This window comes from Algibacter luteus (assembly GCF_900141715.1).
Lineage (GTDB): Bacteria > Bacteroidota > Bacteroidia > Flavobacteriales > Flavobacteriaceae > Arenitalea > Arenitalea lutea.
Genome location: NZ_FQYK01000001.1, coordinates 480,796 through 505,650, shown reverse-complemented (window position 1 = coordinate 505,650; position 24,855 = coordinate 480,796). Strand labels below are relative to the sequence as shown.

The 24,855-nt window shown below is 33.8% G+C and carries 16 protein-coding genes and 1 pseudogene; 6 read left to right on the top strand and 11 right to left on the bottom strand.

The window, feature by feature from the left end:
* Positions 1–62 precede the first annotated feature (62 nt).
* The 3 genes from BUA46_RS02050 to gcvP all read right to left on the bottom strand — a co-directional run bounded on the left by BUA46_RS02050 (position 63) and on the right by gcvP (position 4,650).
* Positions 63–584: a class I SAM-dependent methyltransferase gene (locus BUA46_RS02050; RefSeq protein WP_019386231.1), complete on the bottom strand. Its 522-nt coding sequence runs from the start codon at positions 582–584 to the stop codon at positions 63–65.
* Between the two features lie 54 nt (positions 585–638).
* Positions 639–1,697 carry a 3-oxoacyl-ACP synthase III family protein gene (locus BUA46_RS02045; protein WP_019386232.1) on the bottom strand — a complete coding sequence of 353 codons (1,059 nt, stop codon included), beginning with the start codon at positions 1,695–1,697 and terminating at the stop codon, positions 639–641.
* 103 nt (positions 1,698–1,800) lie between these two features.
* Positions 1,801–4,650, bottom strand: coding sequence for an aminomethyl-transferring glycine dehydrogenase (gene gcvP, locus BUA46_RS02040; RefSeq protein WP_019386233.1), 2,850 nt, complete (start codon positions 4,648–4,650; stop codon positions 1,801–1,803).
* Positions 4,651–4,771: 121 nt separating this feature from the next.
* On the opposite strand from gcvP, the gene BUA46_RS02035 reads away from it, so the two are divergent.
* Complete coding sequence (locus BUA46_RS02035; protein WP_026009901.1) at positions 4,772–5,590, top strand: UbiA prenyltransferase family protein; 819 nt, start codon at positions 4,772–4,774, stop codon at positions 5,588–5,590.
* Here BUA46_RS02035 and BUA46_RS02030 read toward each other — a convergent pair.
* From BUA46_RS02030 to BUA46_RS02020, 3 genes are all read right to left on the bottom strand, one after another.
* Positions 5,583–5,843, bottom strand: coding sequence for a hypothetical protein (locus BUA46_RS02030; RefSeq protein ID WP_035105948.1), 261 nt, complete (start codon positions 5,841–5,843; stop codon positions 5,583–5,585). The genes BUA46_RS02035 and BUA46_RS02030 overlap by 8 nt on opposite strands.
* A 2-nt stretch (positions 5,844–5,845) precedes the next feature.
* Complete coding sequence (locus BUA46_RS02025; protein ID WP_019386236.1) at positions 5,846–6,397, bottom strand: sigma-70 family RNA polymerase sigma factor; 552 nt, start codon at positions 6,395–6,397, stop codon at positions 5,846–5,848.
* A 189-nt stretch (positions 6,398–6,586) separates the two neighbouring features.
* On the bottom strand, positions 6,587–8,620 hold the full coding sequence (locus BUA46_RS02020; RefSeq protein ID WP_019386237.1) for a M3 family metallopeptidase: 2,034 nt from the start codon (positions 8,618–8,620) through the stop codon (positions 6,587–6,589).
* A gap of 122 nt (positions 8,621–8,742) precedes the next feature.
* Here BUA46_RS02020 and BUA46_RS15205 point away from each other — a divergent pair.
* Positions 8,743–8,889 (top strand): annotated as a pseudogene (locus BUA46_RS15205) (DNA-binding response regulator); the annotation flags it as partial.
* A gap of 435 nt (positions 8,890–9,324) precedes the next feature.
* Positions 9,325–11,760: a T9SS type A sorting domain-containing protein gene (locus BUA46_RS02010; RefSeq protein WP_019386238.1), complete on the top strand. Its 2,436-nt coding sequence runs from the start codon at positions 9,325–9,327 to the stop codon at positions 11,758–11,760.
* Positions 11,761–12,039: 279 nt separating this feature from the next.
* Here the strand turns inward: BUA46_RS02010 and purE are convergent, their stop codons facing one another.
* Together purE and BUA46_RS02000 are read right to left on the bottom strand one after the other, a co-directional pair.
* Positions 12,040–12,522, bottom strand: coding sequence for a 5-(carboxyamino)imidazole ribonucleotide mutase (gene purE / locus BUA46_RS02005; RefSeq protein ID WP_019386239.1), 483 nt, complete (start codon positions 12,520–12,522; stop codon positions 12,040–12,042).
* A 2-nt stretch (positions 12,523–12,524) separates the two neighbouring features.
* Entirely contained in the window at positions 12,525–13,682 is a 1,158-nt protein-coding gene (locus tag BUA46_RS02000; protein ID WP_019386240.1) for a 5-(carboxyamino)imidazole ribonucleotide synthase, read from the bottom strand.
* A gap of 134 nt (positions 13,683–13,816) precedes the next feature.
* Between BUA46_RS02000 and BUA46_RS01995 the strand changes: the two genes are divergently transcribed.
* The 3 genes from BUA46_RS01995 (at position 13,817) to BUA46_RS01985 (ending at position 16,694) form a co-directional block, all read left to right on the top strand.
* The gene (locus tag BUA46_RS01995) at positions 13,817–14,926 is read left to right on the top strand and encodes an adenylate kinase (protein WP_019386241.1); all 1,110 of its coding nucleotides are present in this window, start codon (positions 13,817–13,819) and stop codon (positions 14,924–14,926) included.
* Between the two features lie 91 nt (positions 14,927–15,017).
* Positions 15,018–16,016, top strand: a complete 999-nt coding sequence (gene obgE / locus BUA46_RS01990) for a GTPase ObgE (RefSeq protein ID WP_019386242.1) — start codon at positions 15,018–15,020, stop codon at positions 16,014–16,016.
* A 150-nt stretch (positions 16,017–16,166) separates the two neighbouring features.
* On the top strand, positions 16,167–16,694 hold the full coding sequence (locus BUA46_RS01985; RefSeq protein ID WP_019386243.1) for a DUF4136 domain-containing protein: 528 nt from the start codon (positions 16,167–16,169) through the stop codon (positions 16,692–16,694).
* Here BUA46_RS01985 and BUA46_RS01980 read toward each other — a convergent pair.
* The 3 genes from BUA46_RS01980 to BUA46_RS01970 are packed head-to-tail and all read right to left on the bottom strand — an operon-like array spanning position 16,691 to position 24,706.
* The gene (locus tag BUA46_RS01980) at positions 16,691–18,079 is read right to left on the bottom strand and encodes a T9SS type A sorting domain-containing protein (RefSeq protein WP_019386244.1); all 1,389 of its coding nucleotides are present in this window, start codon (positions 18,077–18,079) and stop codon (positions 16,691–16,693) included. The two genes, BUA46_RS01985 and BUA46_RS01980, sit on opposite strands and share 4 nt — an antisense overlap.
* Before the next feature lies 1 nt (position 18,080).
* The gene (locus BUA46_RS01975; RefSeq protein WP_019386245.1) at positions 18,081–18,572 is read right to left on the bottom strand and encodes a hypothetical protein; all 492 of its coding nucleotides are present in this window, start codon (positions 18,570–18,572) and stop codon (positions 18,081–18,083) included.
* A gap of 41 nt (positions 18,573–18,613) precedes the next feature.
* Positions 18,614–24,706: an alpha-2-macroglobulin family protein gene (locus tag BUA46_RS01970; RefSeq protein ID WP_019386246.1), complete on the bottom strand. Its 6,093-nt coding sequence runs from the start codon at positions 24,704–24,706 to the stop codon at positions 18,614–18,616.
* Positions 24,707–24,855 lie beyond the last annotated feature (149 nt).

The window sequence follows — 24,855 nt, the reverse complement described above, 5'->3', positions numbered from 1 at the left end:
TCAATATATAAATATCAAAACCCAATTTTTAAAGCATTAATTTTTAAAACTTGATTTAAATGTTATGCCTTTTCAGCATACACAATATAATATCGAGGAGTGAACCATCTTAAAATTGGTCGGATACCAATTTTTTTTGTTGGGTTTGTCCATTTTTGGCGGTCTATTATTCTCCATCCAGCTTTTTCAAGTAACCAGTCAAATTGCCAATCTTCAAACTCATGATAATGTCTGTCTAGCATATCGGTTTTACTTCTATAAGCCGAAGAAAACCATAATTTAAGAGGTACACTAGCCACCAATTTATTCGATTTTATAGATTTTAAAACTGTAAAAGGGGAAAGCAGGTGTTCAAATATTTCAAATGCAGTAACTACATCGGCGTTAGAGTTTTCAATTGTAGAAGTGTCTAAATCTAAATCTTCACCTTTAGTATTTTCAACGGTATAACCATGATCTAACATGATTTTAGAAAATGGATTAGTAACTCCTAAATCTAAAATTGAAGATGAATTAGTAACGTGTTTTTCTAGAAACTCAATAGTATGTTTGTATCGCTTATTAGGAAAGGTTTTCTCGTACATTCAACATTTATTTTTTATTTCCGTGAAAACAGAATCCTTAAAATCATTAACTACTTATTGCTTGTAAATGATAGCATTTATGTTCATGCCTGCTCCAACACTAGCAAAAATAACGACATCACCTTTATTTATTTCTTGATTGTCAAGTTCACCATTTAAAATCAAATCATATAAAGTAGGAACCGTAGCAACACTTGAGTTTCCTAGTTTTCCGATACTCATGGGCATAATATTTTCTGGCATCTGCATATTATAAAGCTCGTAAAAACGTTTTACAATGGCTTCGTCCATTTTTTCGTTGGCTTGATGAATGAGTATTTTTTTGACATCAGAAATAGATACTCCACTTTTGTCAAGACAAGATTTCATAGCCAAAGGCACATTGGTTAATGCAAATTCATAAATTTTTCTACCATACATCTTTATGTAACGTCGATTGTCAACAGAATTTTGATTGTTTGTTTGACCGAAGAATATAAAATGAGCTTCATCTAATGCAAAAGTTGCCGAATCGTGCGTAATAATGCCACCTTCATCATCAGTAGCTTCAATAATTACTGCCCCAGCACCATCACTATAAATCATAGAATCTCTATCATGTGGATCTAAAATTCGCGATAAAGTTTCAGCACCAATCACCAAACATTTTTTGGCTATCCCAGATTTAATAAAAGCATTGGCTTGTATTACGCCTTCAACCCAACCTGGGCATCCGAAAAGTAAATCGTATCCAACACATTTAGGGTTTTTAATTCTTAGCAAATGTTTTACCCTTGAAGCGATACTTGGAACCGTATCACTTTGTATACTACCAGATCTAACATCACCGTAGTTATGCGCAACAATAATATAATCTAATTCTTCACGATTAATTTTAGCTTTTTCTATGGCTTTCTCAGCTGCAAAAGTAGCAAGATCGGAAGTGTTTAAATGACTTTTAGCATAACGCCGCTCTTCAATTCCAGTTATAGCTTTAAACTTTTTAACAATCACTTCGTTAGGCGCATTAATTGTTGAGCCATCACTATTTAAAAATTCGTGACTGTGAAAATTTTCGTTCTTTTCTATATTGGCTGGTATATAGCTACCAGTACCTGTAATTTTAATATTCATAAATATGAAAATTGCTTATAATTTTGTTCTTATTAGCAAATTAAATTATTTCAAAATAATGACGTTATTATTTTATAAAATTTTACGATGTTCAAGACCTATTTTAGGCTTCGATAAAAGCTTCTATTGGCGTACAAGAGCATATTAAATTTCTATCGCCATAGGCATCATCAACACGTCTTACACTCGGCCAAAATTTATTTTCTCTTACATAGTCTAGTGGAAAAGCAGCTTCTTCTCTAGTATAAGGAAAATCCCAAGTATTGGCAGTAATCATATCAAGCGTATGGGGTGCATTCTTTAAAATATTATTTTCGTCTTCTTTTGTTACACCGTCTATTTCTTTTTTTATTGAAAGCATAGCATCACAAAAACGATCAATTTCATCTTTACTCTCGCTTTCAGTTGGTTCAATCATTAAAGTTCCTGCAACAGGAAATGATACTGTTGGCGCATGAAAACCATAATCCATTAAACGCTTAGCAATATCAGTAACTTCAATGCCATTTGCTTTAAAAGGTCGGCAATCCACAATCATTTCATGAGCTGCACGCCCACGTTCACCAGAGTATAATGTTTCAAAACTACCGTGTAGACGGTGCTTAATATAGTTAGCATTTAATATGGCTATTCTAGTGGATTCTGTTAATCCTTTAGAACCTAACATCTTAATATAACCATACGAAATCAAGCAAGCCAATGCAGAACCATAAGGTGCAGCAGAAATTGCCGTTATGGCTTTTTCGCCTCCCGTTTTAACCAAAGGGTTGCCTGGTAAAAAAGGAACAAGTTGTTTTGCTACACAGATTGGGCCAACTCCAGGACCACCGCCGCCATGAGGAATAGCAAAAGTTTTGTGTAGGTTTAAATGGCATACATCGGCTCCAATATTCCCTGGATTGGTTAATCCTACTTGGGCGTTCATGTTTGCACCATCCATATATACTTGTCCGCCATTATCATGAATAATTTTGGTAATTTCTTTGATTGCAGACTCGTAAACACCATGTGTTGATGGATAGGTAACCATTAAACAAGATAAGTTGTCTTTATGTAATTCGGCTTTTTCCCGTAAATCATCGACGTCTATATTACCTTCTTCAGTCGATTTTGTAACTACTACTTTCATTCCTGCCATAACCGCACTTGCAGGATTTGTTCCGTGTGCAGATGATGGAATTAAGCAAATATTTCTATGGTGGTCTCCACGAGATTCATGGTAGGCTTTTATAACCATAAGTCCAGCAAATTCACCTTGCGCGCCAGAATTTGGTTGCAATGAAGTTGCTGAGAAACCTGTTATTTCAGTGAGTTGGTCTTCCAGTTCTTTTAAAACAGTAAGATAGCCGTGAGCTTGTTTTTTAGGAACAAAAGGATGAATATTTGCCCATTTATAAATACTTAAAGGTAACATTTCGGCAGCTGCATTTAATTTCATCGTACATGATCCCAAAGAAATCATGGAGTGATTTAAGGCTAAATCTTTACGTTCTAATGATTTGATGTAACGCATCAACTCGGTCTCAGAATGGTAAGTATTAAACACAGCATCTGTTAAGAATTCCGACTGCCTTTTTAAATTTTCAGAAATATTATTGGCATGTTCAACTTCAGAAATCACAATCGTTTCTTTGTCTTTAGCTTCAGCAAATACAGAAATTAAATAATTAATATCCCGTATAGAAGTTGTCTCGTTTATTGATATCGTTACAGTTTCTTTATCAGGATAAAATAAATTAACCTTCTTTTGAGTCGCAACTTTTTTTATAGATTTTGCATTTGTTTTTATTTGAAGCGTATCAAAATATGAAGTATTTGTTTGTTGATAACCAAGTTTTTCTAAAGCATTTGCTAACGCTACGGCTTTATTGTGAACTTCACTTGCAATGAATTCTAAACCTTGCGGACCATGATAAACGGCATACATACTGGCCATAACCGCTAACAATACTTGAGCGGTACAAATGTTGGAAGTAGCCTTGTCTCTTTTTATGTGTTGCTCACGGGTTTGTAACGCCATACGTAACGCGCGGTTACCATTGGCGTCTTTAGTTACGCCAATAATACGCCCGGGTATATCACGTTTGTATTGTTCTTTCGTGGCAAAATAAGCTGCGTGCGGGCCACCGTAACCCATTGGGATTCCGAAACGTTGCGTGGTTCCAACAACAACATCTGCTCCAAATGTCCCTGGGCCCTCGAGTTTGACTAAGCTTAAAATATCGGCAGCAACTGCTACTTTAATTCTATTCTTCTCAGCTTGATTAATAAATGATTTGATGTCGGTAATTTGACCATCTTTCCCTGGATATTGAAGTATGGCTCCAAAAAATTCTTCTGAAAAATTAAAGCTTTCTTCTGCGCCTATAACAAGTTCAATGCCTATTGGAATGGCTCTAGTTTGAAGTAATGATAATGTTTGAGGTAAAATATTTTCAGAAACAAAAAACTTATTAATACCCGCTTTTTTCTGATCTCGTTCTCTTACTGCGAATAATAAACTCATGGCCTCGGCAGCAGCAGTACTTTCGTCCAATAATGAGGCGTTAGCAATTTCCATACCTGTGAGTTCAATCACCATAGTTTGGTAATTTAATAAGGCTTCAAGTCTTCCTTGTGCTATTTCTGCTTGGTAAGGTGTGTATGCCGTGTACCAACCTGGATTTTCAAGAATATTTCTTTGAATTACAGCTGGTAAAATGGTAGGATGATAACCTAAACCTATGTAAGTTTTATAGACTTTGTTTTTTTTAGATAATTCATGAATATGTAATAAATACTCATGCTCCGACATCGGTTCATCTAAATCTAAATCTTTTTTCAAACGAATATCATCAGGAATAGTTTCGTAAATAAGTTGGTTTAAAGAGTCTAATCCTAACGTGTTTAACATGAGTTTTTGGTCGTCTATTCTAGGACCTATATGACGCAAAGCGAAAGCATTTGTATTCATTAATGCGGAATTTTATTATATAATTCGCAAAAATACGTAATATTTAATGTGTTTTATTGAGTGAAATGGAAAGTTTTTAACTATTCACAAACGTTATCAACACTTTAGTTACTTTTGTTTTATGACACTCCTTAAACAGATTCTTAATTTTTACATCAATAGCAGTATTCATGTGGCTTTGTCGGTGTTCTCATTGACTTGGATTACCTTGTTGGAACTTGATTTAAATTACAGTGAATCCGTACTATATTTTGTGTTTTATGCTACAATTACAGGGTACAATTTTGTAAAGTATTTTGGGGTTGCCAAATTCAGACACCGAAAGTTGGCTAATTGGCTTAAGTTAATTCAAATTTTATCATTTATTTGCTTTGTATTGATGTGTTTCTATGCGCTTCAATTATTGATCAAAACACATGTTTTTATTGGCTGCTTCACCTTGCTTACTATATTATATGCCATTCCCTTGTATCCTAAACACAAGCAAACATTACGGAATATTTGCGGGTTAAAAGTTTATGTGATTGCTTTGGTTTGGACAGGAGTAACGGTGTTTATCCCAGTAATTAATTCTAATATTGAGGTGAGTATAGATATAGCCATAATCGGGATTCAGCGGTTTTTATACGTTTTAGTATTAATGTTGCCTTTTGAAATTAGAGACTTAAAATTCGATAATTTAAAATTATTCACCATCCCTCAAATACTTGGTGTGAAAAAAACTAAAGCTTTAGGTGTGTTACTTTTATTGATAATTTTCTTGTTGGAATTTTTCAAGGACGAAATAAGCCAAACTTCTATTTTGGTTTTATCAATCACAGCTATAATAACTGGGTTGTTTGTAGTTTTTAGTAAAGTTGAACAGCAGAATTATTACAGTTCGTTTTGGGTAGAAGGATTGCCAATTTTTTGGCTTGTTTTGATACTGATGTTTAGTTAGAAACTTCTCTTATAGCTTTATCAAGATCTTTTTTCATAGCATCTTTGCAGCTCTTTTCTAAACACACAATTTCTGATTTTGCAATGGTTTCAGTAAGTGTAGCATTATTTTTTGAGTATTTTCTACAAGCCCTACAGTAAATTAAATGCAAGCTTAGAATTATTTTTTCCCAAAGGGAAGCATCTTCGTACTGTGTTTTGTCGCAAACATGATTTGCTTCGTCACACTTAATTTTAAATTTAAATTTACTCATAATTAAAACCAATTTTCTTTTAGGCAATCGGCCATAGCAGTACGAGCTCTATGTATAATTACCCAAAGGTTAGACGCTGTAATATTTAATTCATTACATATAACTTCCGTTTCATAACCAAGTATGGTTTTCATTTTAAAAACTTCAGCTTGTTTTGGTGGTAGTTTTTCAAGACAATTATAAATGGCATCACCAAGCTCAGTATTTTGCATCGTGTCTTCAGCCGTTTTATCAAAAGGGTCGGCAACACGTTCTTCCAACCAATCGCCTTCACTTTCCGAATCGCTGTAATTAATTCTAACTTCGGCTTTGCCTTTATTAGAATTTATTTTCCGATAATAATCAATAATTTTTCTTTTTAATATAGAAATTAACCATGTGCGTTCACTGGCTTCTCCTTTGAAGTTTTTCATTGATTTTAAGCCTGCAAAAAAGGTGTCTTGCACTAAATCTTGAGCAATATTACTATCATTTACACGCGATATGGTGTAGTTATAGAGATAATCAGAATAGCGATCAATCCATTGGTTTGGATCTATGACATGGTTAGGCATCTGCAATGCAATTTTTTTGAATTTCAAAAATAAGCTAAAAAAGTGAATATTATCAACATTAGACTAAATCTCTCAAGGCTGTTTCAATAGCTGTTAGTCTAAATATAAAACTATTAATTAGAAACCGTTTTGGGTTTACATTTCTGATTTTTAAAGTATGGTTAATCTATATTGCCAACTTCAAATATGTTAAGCTTTAATCAACCCAGCACGTTTCAATAACGCTTCAGGTTTAGGTTCTTGACCTCTGAAACGTTTATAGAGCGTCATGGGGTTGTCCGTTCCACCTTGGCTTAATACATGTTTTTTAAATTTATTGGCAACGGTTTTGTTGAAAATGCCTTTTTCCTTGAAATATTCAAAAGCATCAGCATCTAGTACTTCTGCCCACTTATAACTGTAATATCCTGATGAATAACCACCTTGAAAAATATGAGAAAATGACGTACTCATACAAGTTTCTTTAGTTTCAGGATATAAAGTTGTTCGTTTAAAAGTTTCTGTTTCAAAAGCTTTTACATCCTTAATCTTTGATGGGTCTTGCCCGTGCCAACTCATATCTAACAATCCAAAGCTCAATTGGCGTAAGATTTGCATCCCTTCATGAAATGTTGCTGATTCTTTGATTTTTTCAACTAATTCCATCGGAATGACTTCTCCCGTTTCATAATGTGTCGCAAACAATTCTAAGGCTTCTTTTTCATAACACCAGTTTTCTAGAATCTGACTTGGTAATTCTACAAAATCCCAATATACGCTCGTTCCTGATAAACTAGGGTAAGTAGTGTTCGCAAGCATGCCATGAAGGGCGTGACCAAATTCATGAAATAAAGTAGTGACCTCATTAAACGTAAGTAAAGACGGTTTCGTTTTTGTGGGCTTGGTAAAATTGCAAACTATTGAAATGTGTGGTCTACTATTTTCACCATCTTTAATGTATTGCGGCTTGTAAGATGTCATCCACGCGCCATTACGTTTTCCTGGTCTTGGAAAAAAATCGGCGTAAAAAAGAGAAATATAATTCCCTTTAGAGTCGGTAACTTTATAGGTTAAAACGTCTTCGTGGTATTTATCAATATCATTGATTTCTTCAAAGTGTAAATCGAAAAGTTTATTAGCAACGGTAAAAGCACCATTGATGACATTTTCTAATTTAAAATATGGCTTTAGCAATTCGTCATCAAGACTAAAAAGTTTTTGCTTTAGTTTTTCAGAATAATAAGAACCATCCCATTTTTCTAAATGATGGATATTATCTAATTTTTTAGCAAAATTTTCAAGTTGTTTAAACTCGCGTTTTGCCGCTGGTTGTGCTTTTTCCAACAAATCATTCGAGAACTTTAATACGGTTTCAGGAGTTTCGGCCATACGTTCTTCAAGTACAAAATGAGCATGTGTTTTATAGCCTAAAAGATTAGCGCGTTCGTGTCTTAGATTAACAATTTGTAACACAATTTTTTGATTGTCTAATGCGTCGTTTTTAAACGATTTACTTCCAGCAGCAAGTGTTATTTTTTTACGCAATTCTCTATTATCGGCATAAGTTACAAAAGGAATGTAGCTTGGGTAGTCAAGTGTAAATAACCAACCGGCTTTATTTTTTGACTCTGCCATTTGTTTCGCTGCTTCTTTAGCCCCTTCAGGAAGTCCAGCTAAATCGGTTTCATCGGTAATTAGCATCTCAAATTTATTGGTCTCAGCTAACACGTTTTCGCCAAATTTTAATTTTAACTGACTTAATTTTTTATCGATTTCTCGAAGTTTCGTCTTTTTGTCTTCAGGAAGATTGGCGCCATTTCTGGAGAAACTTTTATATTTTTTATCTAGCAATGTCTCTTGTTCCGTGGTTAATTTTAAATCTTCTTTTGCCTCGTAAACCGTTTTAACACGCTTGAACAACTCTTCATTTAAAGTAATGTCATTACTAAACTCTGAAAGTAAAGGTGAAGCTTCTTGAGCTATTTTTTGAATTTCTTCATTGGTTTCAGCAGAATTTAAATTGAAAAAGATACTTGAAATTCTATCTAATTGCTCTCCAGAAAACTCTAAAGCTTCAATGGTGTTTTTAAAAGTTGGCTCTTCAGTAGTATTAATTATGGCGTCAATCTCGGCTTTGGCTTCCTTTATACCCAATTTAAAAGCTGGCAAAAAGTCCTTAGTTTTAATTTTCGAAAACGGAGCGGTTTTAAATGGACTATCAAATGGTTTTAAAAGTATATTCATCAAAAAATATTTGTAAAAAGAAATTATTGATTTTTTATAATTTACAAAACTATGAAAAGACGACTACATTTCGTTTAGAAATTTTCTTAATTAACCAAGTGTTTAAGACTACTTGAAACGTTTTGTTTTTAAAGGTGTATCGTCCATTTATCATAAATGCTTAAAAAATAATAGATATCGAGGAAAACAGTGTGCATTTTAAAAAAGATGTTATTTCTTTAAGTCGCTCCAATAGACCAGAATTAATGAAACGATTAAATTTGTTATAATCGTTCAACTCTGTAAAATTTCCATTGGTCTGCGTTAAAAGGTTATCCAACGAAAATTCCATTTTAAGGCTTCTTTGTAATATATGTTTATGCTATAATTTAATTATAACTTTATAATATTATATACGTAATTCTGAATAAAACCATTTTAAAATATAATTATTTGGAATTCCGTGTGGTGAAAATTCATAATGTAATTTAAAGAATATATCAACGTATGATATTGTGAAAAAAAGTAATAAAAAATTATTTATTGACAAGAACGCAATTCATCGTAGGTTTTTACATGTTAAAAAATACACTTCATCGAATATATTTGAATTATAACGAATTAATATTTATTTGTTGATTATTTTTAAGAGAAAATTCCTATCGAAATTATTAAACAACATTTAAAATAAAATATGATTTATAAACCAACCAAATCCCTAACACATGAAAATTTTTACTTTTTTAAAGGGGCTGCTTTTTTTAACAATAACAGGTGCGCTTGCCCAAGCACCAAACAATGGCTTTTATGTTAATAGTATAGAAAAGGATGTTTTTAAAATTCCTGATTCTGATGTTATAAACAAAACGCAAATTAACAATCGAACTTACGAAACCTATTTTTATGCCAACTCTACCGTTGCCAGACAATTCATATTTATGGAAGGTGAAGAAAAACGAGGTGTTTTAGCCTATATTGAAGGTGGTTATATAATAGCAGGTGCCTATTGCGTCGATAACGACTATGCCAATTTATGGACTGGGACTTATTTTAGAAAAGCTATATCTGCTAATACTTGGTATCATATAGCATTGGTTTTTGACAATCTATCAGTTCCAAATCCAACTCCAGCTGTAACAGCCATGGATAATACGAACTTTAAATGGTATTTAGATGGTGTGTTACATGACCAGAAGGCAGGCTTTCAAATTGGAGGTAATGGAGATCATAATAACTTAAATATTGGATTAAAAGACGACAAGTTGCAGATTCCTACAGCTTTAGCCAGTTGGATACCATCAGGTCTTTCGGAATATTCGTTTGGAGAGCAAATAGAAGAAGGTGGTGGAGATGAAAATTATTTTGATGGCTATTTATGGGGTTTTAGAGTTTGGAATAGCGCTCGAACTGCGGCTGAAATAAATGATAATAAATCTAAACTAATTTTACAGTCAGAAAATGCTAATCTATTAGCGGTTCTTGATGGTGATACTGTTACTTATCTGGATAATAATAGCTTACCAGATGTAAGAGATAGCGAAGGCGGACTAACGGTTAAAGAATGGGAAGGAAACACAGATACAAATTGGACAACCGCAACAAACTGGAAAAATGATCTGATACCGGATAATACAAAGCAAGAACCCGTGCTTATTAAAAAAGGAAGCACATACTTTCCTGAAATTAACACGACGGTTGTTGTAGGTGATATTGAACTTGAAGCTGACGGGACCAACCCAGGCGAAATAACAATTCAAGATGGAGGTACATTAGCCATTGCATACGATTTGCTAAATGACGGTATATTAATTGTTGAAGATAATGGCTCCTTAGAAGTAAGAGAAAGTAGTCCAATTTCTGGAGTTGGATCTTTGAATATAAATAGAGATACATCTGATTATCCTTCAGATTTTTATACGATATGGTCAACACCTGTATCTTCTCCAGACTCTCAATTTAGTTCTATATTCACTAATGACGTTATAATTTATGAATACGATGCTTCGCAGAACCCTTCAGCCTACGTTCAACTACCTAAAAGTGCTAATATGGAAGTGGGTAAAGGTTATTTTATTCGGTCAGACCATGATTCGGGAGTAATTACAAGAAGTTTTTCTGGAGTTTTGAATAATGGTAATATCGATATTCCAATTTATTATAATAGTCCAACAGATATGGATAATTTAATAGGCAATCCATATGCCTCAGCAATTGATTGGAGAAAGTTTTATGAAGATAACAGCGATGTTTTAGAGGGTACCATGCACTATTGGGTTCAAAGTTACGCTGGAGTAAATAACTCAGTCAATGATTTTAAAAGTTATAATTATGGTACTGGCCCTTCTGAACCCGGAATTTCAGAATTTATACCTGCTGGATTAGGAGTTTTTGTTAATGCCACTCAAGCGGGTACGGCAACTTTTAGAAACGCTCATAAAGTAGTAGGGAATAACGATCAGTTTTTTAAAAGCAATAACGAAAAAAGCAACAAGGATGATGGTAAATCTTGGATAAAACTCTCAGGTTCTATGGGGTATAGTCCTATTTTAATAGGTTTTATTCCGGGAGCAACCAATGATTACGAAAGCCAATATGATGGTGTTTTTATTAACCATGAGGCGTCTATAAAATTATATAGCCTTATTAATAACAATAAATATGTTATACAAGGACGTTCTGTTTTAAATGAAAATAATGATAATGAAATACCTCTAGGTTTTCAAGTAAACAGTGCTGGAAATTATTCAATTTCAATAATGTTAGAGTATATTGATACTAATTTTGATATAATACTTGAAGATAAATTATTGGGTATAAATTCAGATTTAAGAAACGCAGATTACAATTTTAATGTATCTAGTGCAGTTGAAGATAATAACAGATTTGTACTTCATTTTGTAAGTAAAATGATTTTAAGTACAACTGATTTTGAAGACATTAATTCAATTCGATCATTTTTCGTAAACAATCAATTAATTACAACGACTACAGATAATGAAAACCCTATAACAATTCAATTATGGGATGTTTTAGGGCAACAGATATTGGATACTCCATATAACAATAGTATTCGAACTCAAAATATCAATCCTGGCGTATATATCTTGAAGTATACTTATAATAACACCAATGCAATTATGAAAAAAATAGTAAAAAAATAATAGCAATTTAGGTTGTGTACTTTTGAATTTAATTAAAAATGGAATTGGTTGATAAACCAATTAATTAAATTATTCTGAATGTAGTTGGGTTATTACTCACTTTAAATGATGTAACACGTAATATTGTTATCATTTTTTCAATAAATATGTTAAAAATAAAATTTACTATGTATGCATAGTAAATTTTTATTTATTTTTGCAGCCAATAATACACAGAGTGACTAACTCTTGAGAATTATTTGTTAATAGCTGAAAACCCTGAAGTAATTCGGGGTTTTTTTATTTTAAATCTTTAGCAGATTCGTTGACTTTAATTTTTAAACCTTCTTTATAAGCTATGATTTTGTCTAGCACACATGTATCACTAGAGCCTATAATTTGAGCAGCTAAGATACCCGCGTTTTTGGCACCATTTAAAGCTACAGTAGCAACCGGTACACCACCAGGCATTTGTAAAATAGAGAGTACAGAATCCCATCCATCAATTGAGTTACTGCTTTTTACAGGAACGCCAATTACGGGAAGGGGTGATAAGGAAGCTATCATTCCTGGTAAGTGCGCTGCTCCACCAGCACCTGCTATTACGACAGAAAACCCTCTGGTGTGTGCATGCTTTCCATAATCAAATAATTTCTCTGGGGTACGATGCGCAGAAACAATATCCACTTCAACTTCAATATCAAATCCTTTTAAGATGTCTATGGCATCTTGCATTACTGGTAGGTCGCTTTTGCTTCCCATAATAACTCCTACTTTGCTCATATTTATTCGCTTATAACTTTAATACTTTTCTTAACTTCTTCTGCAACGCGTCGGGCTTCATTTAAATCTTCGTTTACAATGGTTACATGCCCCATTTTTCTAAACGGGCGTGTTTGTTTTTTGCCATAAATATGAGGCGTAACACCTTCCATATTCATAATGTTTTCAATGTTTTTATAAACTACATTGCCGCTGTAGCCTTCTGCGCCAACAAGATTTACCATAACGCCTCCAACCTTACCATCTGTTCTTCCTAATGGTAAATTTAAAATAGCTCTAATATGTTGTTCAAATTGCGAGGTATAGCTAGCTTCAATGGTTTGATGACCAGAATTGTGAGGTCTTGGTGCCACTTCATTAACTAGAATTTGATCGTCTTTAGTTTGAAACATTTCAACTGCTAAAAGGCCAACATGGTTAAAAGCTTTTGAGACTTTTAAAGCAACGGCCTCAGCTTTTTTCGCGACCTCATTAGAAATTCGTGCCGGACAAATAACATACTCAACTTGGTTCGCTTCAGGATGAAACTCCATTTCAACCACCGGATACGTTTTAGTTTCACCAGATACACTTCTTGCTACAATAACAGCCAATTCATTTTTAAATGGGATTAACTCCTCTGCAATACACTCGCCTTTAGGCAAACCTTCTAAATCTGATAAATTTCTAACCACTTTAACACCATTGCCATCATACCCAAATTGTGCTGCCTTCCAAACAAAAGGGAATTCTAATCCACCATTTTCGAGAGAGTCTTCAATTTCAGAAATATAGGCAAAACGCGTAAAATCGGATGTTGGAATATTATGGTCTCTATAAAACAGTTTCTGTTTGGCCTTATTTTGTATGGTTCGTAAGGTTTTGGCCGATGGATATACTTTAACGCCTTCTTTTTCAAGTTTTTCTAGTGCATCAACATTAACATTTTCGATTTCTATGGTTAAAACATCTACTTGTTTTCCAAAATTATAAACCGCATCATAATCCATGAGGTCGCCCAAATGGAATTCATTACTCGCAATTTTACACGGCGCTTCTTCACTCGCGTCCAAAACAGATGTGTAAATATCAAATTTTCTGGTGTTGTAAAGCAGCATTTTACCTAATTGACCACCGCCAAGTATTCCGAGTTTAAATTTTGAAGAAAAATAGTTTGTCATTGTTTTAAAGCTAATAACTTATTTAAGTTAGGCAAAAATACACTTAAATCTTAAAATACTTCCTAAATCGTAAATCAAAAAATGGGTATTACTTAATCTATTGATTATCTTTGCAACTTTAAAATTTAACACCCGTGATAAAGCTACACGATAAATATTTCAAACCTTTTGTTTCTGCTAAAGAAATTGATGATGCCTTACAGCGCTTGGTTGATGAAATTGCTGAAGACGTTGGTGACGAAATACCTGTATTTGTTGGTATTTTAAACGGGTCGTTTATGTTAACTAGCGATTTTGTAAAGAAGTATCCAAAAACCTGCGAGGTCACTTTTATAAAATTAGCGTCTTATGAAGGCGTGAAATCTAGCGAAGATATCCAACGATTAATTGGTCTAACACAAGATTTAACCGGAAGAACAGTAATTATACTGGAAGATATTATTGATACCGGAAACACGTTACACGAGGTTCATAGGATTTTCAGGAACGAAAAAGTAAAATCGTTAAAAATTGCAACACTTTTTTACAAACCTGAAGCCTATAAAAAAGATTTTAAATTACATTATGTAGGTATAGAGATTCCGAATAAATTTATTGTAGGCTATGGTTTAGATTATGATGGATTAGGAAGAAATTTACCAGAAGTATATCAAATAAAAGAAACACAACACATGACAAACTTAGTACTATTTGGCCCTCCAGGAGCAGGAAAAGGAACTCAAGCAGAATTCTTAAAAGAGAAGTATAATTTAGTGCACATTTCAACCGGCGATGTTTTTAGATACAACATTAAAAACGAAACCGCTTTAGGCATGTTGGCCAAGTCATACATGGATAAGGGCGCACTTGTACCAGACCAAGTTACTATAGATATGTTGAATGCAGAGGTAGAAAAAAATGCTGATGCAAAAGGTTTTATTTTTGATGGTTTCCCTAGAACTAATGCGCAGGCTGAAGCTCTAGATAAATTAATGGACAGCAAAGATTCTCAAATTAATGCGATGATTGCTTTAGAAGTTGATGATGAAGTTTTAGTAAAACGTTTACTTGAACGTGGAAAAACAAGCGGTCGTGCAGATGATGCCGACGAAGAAGTCATAAGAAACAGAATTAAAGTTTATTACAACGAAACTGCAATTTTAAAAGACTATTTCACTGCGCAAGAAAAATATTTTGGTGTTGATGGTGTTGGTAGTGTTGAAGAAATTACCAAGCGATTAAGCGCTGTAATAGACAAACTATAAATTCCTGTAAAAAGCAGGAATCTCATACTTGAAAACTATAACTTTAATATTGAAGTTATAGTTTTTGTATTTTTAATAACAATAAATAACTATGACTGAAGGTAACTTTGTAGATTACGTAAAAATGTATGTTTGTTCCGGAAACGGAGGCAAAGGATCTGTGCATTTACATCGTGAAAAGTATATTACAAAAGGCGGTCCAGATGGTGGTGATGGTGGTCGTGGTGGTCATGTTATTGTGCGCGGTAAAGCGAATCTATGGACTTTACTTCACTTAAAATTTAAGCGTCATACCAGAGCGGGACATGGAGAACATGGAAGTAGCGGTAGAAGTTCTGGTGCCGATGGTGAAGATGTATACATCGATGTGCCATTAGGAACTGTAATTCGAGATACCGAAACCAATCAAATACTGTTTGAAATAACCGAAGATGGCGAAGAACGAATATTGGCAGAAGGTGGTAAAGGTGGTTTAGGAAACTGGCACTTTAAGTCCTCAACCAATCAAACACCTCGCTACGCACAACCTGGTATTCCATTGGAAGAAAAGTACGTTACCATGGAGTTAAAAGTACTTGCCGATGTTGGTTTGGTAGGTTTTCCTAATGCTGGAAAATCAACCTTATTATCAGTAATAACTTCGGCAAAACCTAAAATTGCCGATTATGAATTTACAACTCTAAAACCCAATTTAGGCATAGTTAAATATCGCGATTTTCAAACCTTCGTTATGGCAGATATTCCTGGAATTATTGAGGGCGCTGCAGAAGGTAAAGGGCTTGGTCATTATTTTTTACGTCATATAGAACGTAATTCTATTCTCCTGTTTTTAATTCCTGCAGATGCCAAGGATATTAAAAAACAATATGATATTTTGTTAGATGAACTCCGAAGATACAATCCAGAAATGCTTGACAAGGAGCGTATCATCGCCATTTCTAAAAGCGATTTACTAGACGACGAGCTTCAAGCGGAACTTAAAAAGGAACTAGATAACGAGTTGCCAATTCCATATTTGTTCATTTCATCAGTAGCGCAAAAAGGCATTAAAGAACTCAAAGATTTACTCTGGAAAATGTTAAATAATTAGGGCGTTACCGTAAGGGTCGGGCTTTACAATACAATCTTTTTGCTCGTGCCTCACAAAAAGGATTTCCTTTACAATCCCTAACGCAGCTTAAAAACTAAACTTAAACTTTTGGAATAATTTTTGATTAACTTTAACTAAAATTAAAGCCTCATGCGATTTCTAAAAGCTACTATTCTTGCCTTACTCATCGTTTCTTGCGCACCCATTCGTGTAGATTATGATTATGACAAAGCAACCAATTTCAATAACTATAAAACGTATCAATATTACTCGAATTTAGACACGGGTTTAAGCGACTTAGACACCAAGCGCTTATTGAATGTTATCGATGCACAAATGGAAGCCAAGGGCTATTATCTTTCCGAAGACCCAGATTTTTTTATCGATATTAAAAGTTCTGAAATTCAAAATCTGCAAAGACAATCTGTTGGAATTGGAATAGGAGGGACAGGAAGAAATGTTGGTGGCGGTATTTCTGTAGGTTTGCCTATTGGGCAAGCGAACGTAAACCGACAAATAATCATAGATTTTGTAGACGAAAATAAAAAACAACTCTTTTGGCAAGCCATTAGCGAATCTTCATTCAAACCAAACGCAACACCAGAAAAACGCGAAGAACAATTCAATGCTATAGTTGCTAAGATTTTAACTGGTTATCCGCCAGATAAAAAGAATTAATTCTTAACCAATCTTTTACTCGCAATTAAAATATTTCCAGAATAGAAATTAGAAACATAAACACCTTCACTAAAATGACTAATATCAATTGGTGTATTTTCATAATTTGAAATACTTGTAGACTTTACTTTTTTTCCATCCAAACTCATAATTTCAATTTTTAAATTAGAAGAAGAGTTACTTTCCAACGTCACAATTAAAATGTTATTTGTTGGATTCGGATACATGGAAATCGTATAGTTGTTTAGTTCACTTTCAATATCATTTATTCCTAATGATGAATAATTTATAGTCCAGGTTACGGTATGAATATGCACACTTTCATGATTATCTACTCTTAAAAATGGGGTGTTATCATGTATTACAGCTGTTAGCGTATTAGCGCCTTCTACCAAATCGGTTTCAAGTACAGATACTTCATCTACATTACTAGCAAAACTTACTGTATTTAAGGTCCATTCGCTTTCTAAGGTATTTGGAATAGGTTTAATCAAATCTAATTGAAAATCTAATGGAAAGGTTGGTTCATCAACCGTTGTATTATTTGGTGTGTAGGCATCAATGGGTGATATTAAACTATGAATTTTTTCAACAATCCCTTCCTTACATACAGAGCAAAACGGAACGCCTAAATAGCGCATTTTACAGTTTTGGTGAGGTCTGTTCCAAGTTGCTGCGTTTCCTGAAGTGCCATACGGATAAATGCCAACACCACTAGTTCCTATCCAGTTTTTCCATTTAACCAAGCTCGTATTGGTTTCTTGAGTCATATTTATGGCTTCTCCTGCTAAAGCATCTCCAGGATAATACTCATCTTTCAAATCAAAAAGTGAGTGTCCTAACTCATGTATTACAATTTCATCAGCGCTTGTGCCTGTCGATGAGGTTGCATATGGTCCGCCAGCGCCACCATATTCGGAGGTATTCACCAATATAACAGGCTGGTCGTATTCTGGAAAATTATCTGCTAACACATCATAAACGGTTGCAGAATCATAAGTATAAAGTAATCTGTGAATATTTGCTGTATCAAAAGACGTATTAAAATAATTATCTACAAATTTTACGTCAATTACGGGTTCCGTAACGTCTGTTGCAGTTCCTGGATGGTCGGTTCCACTTTCGTTAGAAATCACTTTTATTGCATAGACATTAAAGTATGCTGCGTATTCGGTAAACGGACTTTGGCCAAATAAACTACTAGAGAAATTAGTTGCATCGGTTATAAACTGGTCTAATTCGAAAGCCGTATAGCCATCGCCCATAAAAACAAGATTGATGCGCTTGTCGTTAGCGCCTTCAAGTTTTATTGCTTCAACATCAAATGTTTGTGCAGGAATTTGTAGGGTAATTGCGAGTAATAAAAAGCATAAAACCAATTTCATACTAGTTAATTTTAGTTTTGATAAGGGGCTCGTTTTCAGCAAAGTTACTAATTGTAATGTATTTAGTAGCGTTTTTTAGTTGTAACCTTATAGAAAATTGGGATTTATCTAGGTCTAGTGTTTTTGTTTGAAATTGTTTTGCATCGTCAACATATTCAATGGTTTGCACCAAAGGATTCTTAATTAGAATTTTATTTATGGTTTTTAGCTTGCTATCTAATTCCGAAAAAATAAGATCCCCATCAACCGCATTTCCAATAGGTTCGAAGGCTATATTTTTTAATTTACCATCTACTATTTTCTTATTGATAAACTCAATTTTCCTTTTATTATCAAGAGTTTTTTCAATAACATAATTTAGAAATAAAATTTTTGGTGTGCTTTCTATTTCAGTCTGATTCTCGAAGCTTTGCTTGCTATTCTTGCATCCTAAAAACACAGGTAGTAATACCAATAACAGTATGGTGATTTTATATTTCGTTATATTTTTCAATAATGACAAAGTGTGTAATTTTGTTTATAGTAATGCAGTAATTATTCAACAAGTATTCGTGTACCTTCACTATGACTGCTAAATTCTGGCGCATACATGCTTTGTATTGTTGTGATACCGTTACTCATATTTCCTGCATTATTCACTCGTAAATCGTATTCAAAAACATAAACACCTTTTGGTAAATTGTCAAAAAAGAAATTGGTGGAAGCATCTTTAGTACTTTCATAATACCCTAAACCATCTTGCCATTTGTATGTGCTTAATACATTTACAGGTTCTAAACCTGAGGCGCGCATATCTTTCATATGGATAAATTCCATATTTCTATCGCTTCTCAATTCAATTCTAACCCTAACCAAATCGCCAACCTGAAGTGGTGTTTCTTCGTTAATTTCTGAAATTTCTTCACCAGTATCCGAATTTGTTTTAAGAAATAGTTTCTTCTTTAATTTAAGCGGTGTTTCAGCAGAAGTAATTTGGTCTAGATCTTCAAAATATTGCCAGTATAAACTTCCCCAAGCAATACCCTTTCCAGTTTTAGAAATAGTTACTTCAGCCATATTAGGTTTAATTTCTGAAGCACTCCAAGCTGTTTTATAATATCCTGTTCCGGCCTCAACTTTTACAGCTTCTAATTTTGAAGGCTCTATTTTTTGTCCGCCTAAAACGACATCAACCATATCGGTTACAGACAACCATTCGCTACCTTGAAGTAATAACGCATAAACGGCTTCGGTGGTTGCTTTAGTCGTTTTCCATCTATTAGTTTGTTTGTTTTTAAGCAACCAAATTTTTAAGTTATCAATATCTGTTAGATTCTTAGTTTCGTTATGAATAACATGTCCAGTTTCAGAGAATGCTTCAATTAAAAGAGCTTGTGTTTCAATTGGGGCTTGGTACCAATACCATGAATTTGTGTTGGCTTTCCAGTACATGCCTAGTTCATCAGAAGTTATACTCGTTTCTTTTAGCGATTTTAATATTTTAGAAACCGTTTTTGTTTCGTTATTTCTATATGAAACTAAGGTCATTAATCCTTTAGAATATAACGGTCGCGATAACCAATACTTGTTAATTTGAGTTTGGTAATAATCGCTAATTTTTTCAACTTCTTTCGATTTTTTAATCTCTGGAAAGAAGCTTCGCATATATAAATAATGCAATTGCGTATGGCTTAAATGGTCTTTATCCATATCAACATCATTATTATACTTTCTGATGTTTTTATACGCTTTGATAAATTCATCATCTAAATAATTGATGGCTTTTTGAATAATAGATTCTGCGTTATCATTCTGAAGAACATCGAGCTGTTTCAAGTGTCCAAATCCAGCAATAATGTGTTGGGTAATGTATCGGTTTTCGTAACCACCGTTAAACCACGCCCAAGCACCAGAAGGCATTTGATTTGCTTTTAATTTATTGAGTGCAGACTGTAACTCATTATTCATTTTATTCAAATCGAATAAGAGAGCTATACGCTTTTTTTGTTCAGTTTCACTTTGCGCATCACGTAACCACGGAGTTTCTTGAATTAAAATAGACTTTAATTCTTGGTTCTTTTCTAAGTTAGAAAGTAATGCATCGGTATTTCGCCATTGATTAAAAACCTCTTGAATTCGCGGGTTTGAGTTTGCAATGTGGCTCGCCAAAGCATTGGAGTAATATCTAGAAAAAGTTTGCTCATTACAGTCGTAAGGATATTCCATTAAATAGGGAAGGGCCTGAACTGCATACCACGCCGGATTTGAAGTTATTTCTAAAGTTAACTTATGATTTTTGAGTGTGGTTGAGGTATTTGTTCTCAATTTATCTAAAACGAAAGTTCTAGTTTCGTTGCTTCTAACCCACATAGGTAGCGTTTCGGTAACCAACATACGGTTACTTAAAACAGGTAAAGCATTTTGCTCACCATCACTAAAACTTTCAGATTTTGCTACTATTTTATATTGAATAGCATCCACATTATTTGGAATAGACAAGCGCCACGACACTTGTGTATTTCCTTTAGCGTCAACGGTAAAAGAAGCCTTGTCTTGATTCTCCGAGAGGGAAGTATTGATTAACTTATCTGTAATATCATTTCCTGATATGGCATCTGTTAAAATGAGTTTTGCTAGACCAGAAAGTGTTTTATCAGTAAGGTTTGCAATTTTTGTACTGATGGTTATGTTATCGCCTTCACGTAAAAAACGCGGTGCATTTGGTATTACCATCAATTCTTTTTGCGTGACCGTAGTTAAGGTTTTGGTGGCACATTCTAAATTTTTAGTGTGGGCTAAAAGTTGTAATTTCCATTGTGTTAAAGCCTCAGGTGTTGTAAAACTAAAACTTACATTGCCATCTTTATCCGTTTGTAATTTCGGAAAGAAAAAAGCTGTTTCTTGCAGGTTTTTGCGAATACCAATGTTTTCGAAGCTTTCTTGTTCTAAGTTTTGTTTATCTGTACTTTCCATTTTTGGAGCGAATCCTGTTACTACCACTTCTTCTAAATCGGCATCGTCGCTAACTTTCATGAATGCAACAGATTCTTCAACTTCCATATCATTTTCAACAACTTGAACACCCGCAACTCGACCTTCTAGCGCCCTGGAAACACTCTTATTCCCTCTGATTCTTAAGTCATTGTTGTACCCAAAACTAAACCCAAACCAATTCAATTGGTCGTATGTTTGATGGGAATAATTCGGAATAAAACGGTCTTGATAGACTCTAAAATTTTGTGTACCAAAACTGTTGTTTGCTCGTCTGTTGCTTATGCCATAATAATTAGGCATTTGGACAGGGTTAAAATTCCAAGCATGCGGTTTGAACTGATCTAAGGAAGCATCGTACATACTTGCTAATAACTCAGCACTTACTTTATCACCTTTCGGACCTTTAATTTTGAAGCTCCAAGTTTCATCGATTCCTGGTTGTAATTTATCTCTGAAGGTATTAATTTCAATATCCAGTTCTGTGGAAGGATAAGGCACTGAAATGTTTTCTGACCCTGATAAAAAACTATTAAATGCTGCCAAACTATAATGCACTACAAATCCGCCTAAATCATTTTGTGATACAGGAATAGAAATGGTTTTTTTATTTGCATTTAGCGAAATCACTTCGGTTTTTATAATTTGTTTATCTTTTTCAATGGTAAGGGTAACCTTCACATTTTTAGCTGCAGAACCTACAGTAACTTTTGCCATATCCCCAGCCTGATAAGCGGTTTTGTTAGTGGTTATGGTAAACAGCTGCTTGTCTGCCGGCGTTTCATCTTTATGACTAAACAAGGTGGTTTTTATTTCATCTTTTACCAATTGCCCAAATTTATCTTTACTCTCTAATGTGATGAGATATTGTCCCGATTTCCATTTCTTCAATTTGCCAAGTTCAAGTGTTTTTGAGTCTTTCGTGTTAAACGATTTTTCTAGAACTAGTTTGCCTTTCTCCCAGTTATTAGATAGGTGTTCGTTGGTATAGGCATCATGCGGAAACAATGTCTTAAACTCCTCTTTAGAGAATGTTTGATAATCAGGTGCAGCCCAAGGACGAGCTCTTAAAACGGCATTTGGGGCTTTAAGCTTATATATTTTAATGCTGCCTTTTGATGGTACGAATTCGCCATTTAAGTTTTTTGTATTTATAGTTAAAGCAACATCTTTTTTGGTTTTGTCTATTGGACTCTCGATACTCATGTTCGCAATTAATGCATGATATCCGACATTAACAATGGTAGTTGCGCTTCGTGTTTCACCGTTTAAATCGGTAACATCTGCTGTAATTTCATAATTAAAAACTGGTAAGCTAGTTTTATTAATGCTTTGGTCTGGAATGGCATTGAAAGTGATTTCAAATTCGCCTTTTTCATTGGTGATACTCTCACCATGCGTGATTTCTTGTGGCTCACTATAAAAACTTGGGCGATACCAAAAATACCAACGCGGATACTCTACTTTGCGATGCACACGATACACCACTTTGGCATCAGTAATATTACTCCCTGCATACGCTAGGGCTTGTCCTTTAATGGTAACCGAGTCGTTAACTTTAAAAGTTTCGGTTACTGGGTAAAACTTTGTTTCAAATTTAGGACGCTTGTATTCTTCAACTGAAAAATAATGCTCTGAAAAGAAATCTTCAACATCACCATCAAATTCAATATAATATTCACCATTCAATCCATTATTTGGTAAAATAAATTCACCTGAAACAGATCCGATTTCATTTGTTTTAAATTTAAGCTCTTTAACCTCCTCGTCATTAGTATTAAATAGTGTTACATAAACAGGCTCATTTGCTGCAACCTCTGTTTTACCATTAATAGTTTTCATTGCAATAGCTTTGAAATGAACAGTTTGCCCAGGCCTATAAATACTTCTATCGGTAAACAAGAAGGAATTATAACTATCTTGTTCTTTCGATTGAATATCAGATTGATTGATATAATAATTGCCGAAATAAGCAGTATCGTTGGCACTTTCCACTTTTAACTTGACATTTCTATACCAATTTTTGTCTTTTTCAATTTCAATTTCACCTAACTGATTTGTGGTGTAATTTTTATTTATTGTATTTCTGTTATTTCTAGATTGGTATGAAACTTTAACTTTGGTTTTGACTTTAGGTGTACCATTATTTCTATCAATTATTTGAAATAACTTATGTGCTGAAGCTTCGGTTTCTACCAAGGCCAAATGTGTTACTTGTATATTCGCGAAAGCAAAATTATTTTTATCTTCATCTATAAATGCGGCAATAATATATCGGCCATTGTCCAATTTCGGGATTAAAACCTCAGTAGTGTGCGTTTGGTAATCATTTTCATTTTTTAATTTGCTATACCAAGATTTTGAGGCATTCAAATTTTTTATAAAACGCAGTTGTTCATCTTTTCTGTAAGTATTTATAAATTTCTCAAATTGCTGCTGAGTAATTCGGTATGCATTAAAATTTAGTTCTTTTAAATTCTTATAACGCAGTAATAATCTTCCATCTTGCTGAATCGGTAAAAAATCTTCGGTGGTAATTTGAATAGAAGCATGTTTAATCTGAGACTTTAATATTTCACATTGCTCCGCGCCTTTACTATTCGGAAATTTTGAAATGACAGCGTCACAAAGGATTAGGGCATCTTTAGCTTTCCAGCGAAATTGCTCGTTATTAGCAGCTTGATATTGCGTGCTTTCTTGATAGTAAATAGCAGCAATTTCATAATCGTATAATCCAGAAACCTCATGAGTTTTATTTCGCTCACTTTCTGTTTTTAAGGCGCTCATTAAGAGGGTTTTTTTATCGACGAATGTGGCATGCTGATTGACAAATTTTAAACGTTCAATATTAACATCAGTTAATGCTAAAGGCGACTTATCTTTCAAATGAAATCGAATCAAATCTTGATAGATTTTTAATGCATGTAGTTGTAAAGAAGTGGAGTCTTTTGATTCTATATTTAATATTGAAAATCGTTCGGCAGGAGCCAAAAGATCAGGGTTTTCTACTTCAAATTTATAAGCGGGTTTGATTATTTGAGTTTCGTTGGTTTTGTAAAATTGTAGTGCATTATGATTTAAAAAATCGAATAACGTAGGTCGATAAATTTTCGATCCTTTTTGCTCATGTAACAAAGCACTGTACTTATTTAAAGGCTCTTGTTGAAGCATCAATCCACTCTGTAAAGAGTTTTGGAAATGAATATGTGTTTCATCAAAAAGTGTTTGTAAATCCCAAGTTCTAAAGTCTTCAGTATCTGCTTTCTCCGCGGTCTTAGTTCGGTTATAGAATTGCCATCTGTGTTGGTTAAAATATTGCCAGTACAAATTTGCTAGAATATTTTCAAGAATATTTTTTGTTGGAAAATCACTTTTAGCAATTTTGGTTTTAAAATCGTTGATGATACTCAATTGCGCATCTTCCTCTAAAATCAATGCATACTTACTTTTAAAAAGCATGGTTTTAATGAGCTGCGGATTATTATTATCTATAATTGCCTGTTTCTCAATATTTTCAACAGCTTTCAAAGCAGATTTAGGTAACCCGTCGACTTCAAATTGTTCAACTTTAGTCCATAGATTGGTGTAATTAGAATCTTGACCTTGAGCAATGTTTGAAAAAAGTATAATCATAAATAATAATAGAGGACGCATCATGTGTTTATATTTATTATCAATGTAACTTCAAAAGCCATTCCAAACTATAATAAAAAAGTTAATTATCACGTTGATTGAGTGAAGTTAATCATTTTAATGATAAAATACCCTGAGGTAATAGTGCCATAGCAACAAAATCTTAAGATTTT

Bases quoted from the DNA above. Each gene is read 5' to 3' on its own strand.
- BUA46_RS02050 (WP_019386231.1), bottom strand. From the start codon at position 584: ATGTACGAGAAAACCTTTCCTAATAAGCGATACAAACATACTATTGAG.
- BUA46_RS02045 (WP_019386232.1), bottom strand. From the start codon at position 1,697: ATGAATATTAAAATTACAGGTACTGGTAGCTATATACCAGCCAATATA.
- gcvP (WP_019386233.1), bottom strand. From the start codon at position 4,650: ATGAATACAAATGCTTTCGCTTTGCGTCATATAGGTCCTAGAATAGAC.
- BUA46_RS02035 (WP_026009901.1), top strand. From the start codon at position 4,772: ATGACACTCCTTAAACAGATTCTTAATTTTTACATCAATAGCAGTATT.
- BUA46_RS02030 (WP_035105948.1), bottom strand. From the start codon at position 5,843: ATGAGTAAATTTAAATTTAAAATTAAGTGTGACGAAGCAAATCATGTT.
- BUA46_RS02025 (WP_019386236.1), bottom strand. From the start codon at position 6,397: ATGCCTAACCATGTCATAGATCCAAACCAATGGATTGATCGCTATTCT.
- BUA46_RS02020 (WP_019386237.1), bottom strand. From the start codon at position 8,620: ATGAATATACTTTTAAAACCATTTGATAGTCCATTTAAAACCGCTCCG.
- BUA46_RS02010 (WP_019386238.1), top strand. From the start codon at position 9,325: ATGAAAATTTTTACTTTTTTAAAGGGGCTGCTTTTTTTAACAATAACA.
- purE (WP_019386239.1), bottom strand. From the start codon at position 12,522: ATGAGCAAAGTAGGAGTTATTATGGGAAGCAAAAGCGACCTACCAGTA.
- BUA46_RS02000 (WP_019386240.1), bottom strand. From the start codon at position 13,682: ATGACAAACTATTTTTCTTCAAAATTTAAACTCGGAATACTTGGCGGT.
- obgE (WP_019386242.1), top strand. From the start codon at position 15,018: ATGACTGAAGGTAACTTTGTAGATTACGTAAAAATGTATGTTTGTTCC.
- BUA46_RS01985 (WP_019386243.1), top strand. From the start codon at position 16,167: ATGCGATTTCTAAAAGCTACTATTCTTGCCTTACTCATCGTTTCTTGC.
- BUA46_RS01980 (WP_019386244.1), bottom strand. From the start codon at position 18,079: ATGAAATTGGTTTTATGCTTTTTATTACTCGCAATTACCCTACAAATT.
- BUA46_RS01970 (WP_019386246.1), bottom strand. From the start codon at position 24,706: ATGATGCGTCCTCTATTATTATTTATGATTATACTTTTTTCAAACATT.